Genomic DNA, 2,220 nt, shown 5'->3' with positions numbered 1-2,220 from the left:
CACAAATGAGTAATAACGTAATAACTAATGACGAATAAAATTTATACGAAAATTAGTGCGATAGATAAGCGTATTACTTTATCATTAATAGCCAAATTAATTCTATTTGCTAAAACTATAAAAATTTGATTTGAATAACTGATTTTTCTTGGTATAAAACAGATTTAAGTAAATAAAAAATGGCTGTAACTGTACTGTTTTTTCAAAAAATATGATTCTTATAATTCAATACAGTTTTGTTTAACTTTTTTCCTTCCTGCCTTAACAAATAAATTCCTTAACTGAACTGTATTGTCTTATAATTTCAAGAAGCAATTCATAATTCATAAATAGTCTATCTACAAAAGTGAGAAATCACCTCAATCGCAGGGTAGGGTATCTCAAATATATTCTGTTTATTAATTTTGTTCTTTATTAGTAGCGTAAAATTATCGGAAATCAATCTTTAGGGTGATTTAATAATTAAAAGATGGTGAGAATAGTTATGTTAAAAATTTTTATTATTTAGAGCGATGCCTGATACAAATTTGTCTGCCAACTATGGGACTCATATTTGATTTTTGCAAAAACTCACTCAGTACACTTTGATTTCTTTTTACCTGTTCCCCGTTGCCCATTCCCTGTTTAGAGTCTTTACAAATGGTTAAAAAATCAAATCGGATTCCTATATGTAGGCAAATTAAGAGTGCTTTGTAATTTCTCGAAGAAAGTCTATATTCAAATCTAGCTTATTACCTAACCATAGAGAGCGATGGGTATGGTCTGCTACATCATCCCCTGTTTCGGGGTGAACAAGAATATCCAAGCCTTGACGATTCAGCATTAACCAAGGGACAACTTTATCAAACTGATTTGGTAAGAAAGCAACTTGATACATACTTTTGGGGTGGGGGCTGATGGGCTGGTCAAACCAGCGTCCTAGCTTTACGTCAAATCTACCCCCTAATCCTTCACGCACATGGGCGGCGACATCACGAGTTCCGGTATCAAAGTAGACATGAGCATGAAAACCAACGATTTCTGTGGTGTCTTCTTCCATGTTGGCTTTTTCCTTAAGTATTACTTAATTTTATCTGGTAGCATGGAATTAGCGATCGCTCACGTAATAATTATTTCTAAGCTGTTCTACAAAAAAATTGCACATTAATTGAGCGGAGCCTTCCTTACTCCACTTGATTAGACTGTTGACAGCGAACAGTTAACATTCAACCGTCAACAATCACCCATAGTTCATGCAATTTAATACTTAGTTAACGCTTGAAGCACTTGTAGTTTCTTTGACAAGTTCGTCTTTTTTAGTGGTAATGGAAAGATGCACTATATGTACTGAACAAGAAGCATGATGAAGGACGTAGTTACTTACACTACCCAGAAATAATTCCGTCAGCCCAGAACGACCGCGACGCCCCATAACAATTAAGTCAGCATCATAACTACGGGCTAAGTCACAAATAACGCGACCAGGATTGCCAACATTTTGTGTAAATTCCGTAGTAATGCCTGCTGTATTAGCTTGAGCGCAGAAAGATTGTAACATTTGGATACCTTGAGTTTTAAAGGTCTCCCACTGCTTTTGGTACAACTCGAAGCTTTGAGTGTTCAATCCAGGATAGTAGTCAAAATTAGATACAACAGGTACGTAAGGACTACCATCTTCTTCTGGTGATAAGACATGCAGTAGCATTAAGCTAGCTTGTGTTAATTTTGCTAAATTAAAGGCTTGGTCAAAAACCTTTTGCCCTACGTCCGAACGATCTAATGCAACTAAAATCTTTTTAAACATATAGACCCCCAGTTCTATGAATTTGAATTTGCAGATGTGGGATGATTTTAAATGAGCAGCCTATCTGCTATGTTTCCTGAGATTTTGAAGTATTTTGAATAACCGCGCAGTGCTGACACTACAAGAGTTGCAATCAAACAATTGCTGCGAAGTGTCAGTCTAGCAATTTTTGAATTTTAAATTCCTGAAATCTTTTAGTTTGATAGTTCTATTTATAGCAAAAGATTTTGAGAGAGTTGTGAAGAAAATCTGGGGAGATGGAGATGGTAAATGCAAATTGGTATGACACTAAAAAGCGCCCTCCATCAAGGAGGGCGCTTTTGATTCTATTTAATTTTCAGTTCAGTGGACTAGGGCAAGGATTAACCGTTGATAGCAGGAGCGCTGATTGCAACAGGAGCCGCTTCGGCAGATGCCAAGTCTAAGGGGAAGTTGTG

At 36.3% G+C, this 2,220-nt stretch carries 2 protein-coding genes and 1 pseudogene; all 3 read right to left on the bottom strand.

The annotated features are described in order from the left end of the window. Window positions 1–679: 679 nt before the first annotated feature. Complete coding sequence (locus GNE10_RS34065) at window positions 680–1,039, bottom strand: DOPA 4,5-dioxygenase family protein (RefSeq protein WP_185570443.1); 360 nt, start codon at window positions 1,037–1,039, stop codon at window positions 680–682. 207 nt (window positions 1,040–1,246) lie between these two features. Continuing rightward, a complete protein-coding gene (locus tag GNE10_RS34060) occupies window positions 1,247–1,783 on the bottom strand; it encodes a universal stress protein (protein ID WP_185570442.1) in 537 nt (178 codons plus the stop codon). Window positions 1,784–2,145: 362 nt separating this feature from the next. Further along, window positions 2,146–2,220 (bottom strand): annotated as a pseudogene (locus GNE10_RS34055) (photosystem II protein D1); the annotation flags it as partial.

The organism is Nostoc sp. 2RC (assembly GCF_014222165.1).
Lineage (GTDB): Bacteria > Cyanobacteriota > Cyanobacteriia > Cyanobacteriales > Nostocaceae > Nostoc > Nostoc linckia.
Note: the sequence above shows the minus strand (reverse complement) of the source record. Positions and strands in the feature narration are given on the sequence as shown.

Coding starts and splice junctions, on each gene's coding strand:
- GNE10_RS34065 (WP_185570443.1), bottom strand. CDS start 1,039: ATGGAAGAAGACACCACAGAAATCGTTGGTTTTCATGCTCATGTCTAC.
- GNE10_RS34060 (WP_185570442.1), bottom strand. CDS start 1,783: ATGTTTAAAAAGATTTTAGTTGCATTAGATCGTTCGGACGTAGGGCAA.